A 507-nucleotide genomic window follows, 5' to 3' on the forward strand; every position below is an offset into this window, starting at 1 on the left:
CGGACGTGGCCTATCACCTGACCAAGTGGCAGCGCGGCTACGAGCGCGCGATCACCGAACTGGGCGCGGATCACCACGGCTCGCTGACGCGCGTGCGCGCCGGCCTGCAGGCACTGGAACTGGGCATCCCGCAGGGCTGGCCGGAATACGTGCTGCACCAGATGGTCACGGTGATGCGCGGCGGCGAAGAGGTGAAGCTGTCCAAGCGTGCCGGCAGCTACGTCACCCTGCGCGATCTGATCGAAGAAACCAGCGCCGATGCGGTGCGCTGGTTCCTGATCGCGCGCAAGCCCGATTCGCAGCTCACCTTCGACATCGACCTGGCCCGTCAGCAGAGCAACGACAACCCGGTGTTCTATGTGCAGTACGCGCATGCCCGCGTGTGCAGCGTGCTGCGTCAGGCGCTGGAAAAAGGCTACAAGTACGAGCAGGCGCATGGGTTGGCCGAGCTGGCGCGTCTGGATGACGAGCATTCGCTCAACGTCATGGTCGAGCTGTCGCGCTATG

1 pseudogene is annotated in these 507 nt (G+C 65.1%); it reads left to right on the plus strand.

From position 1 onward, the window contains the following. Window positions 1-507, plus strand: a pseudogene (gene argS / locus ABQX22_RS26810) (arginine--tRNA ligase); the annotation flags it as partial.

The sequence above is a fragment of the Xanthomonas sp. WHRI 1810A genome (genome assembly GCF_040202885.1).
GTDB lineage: Bacteria > Pseudomonadota > Gammaproteobacteria > Pseudomonadales > Pseudomonadaceae > Aquipseudomonas.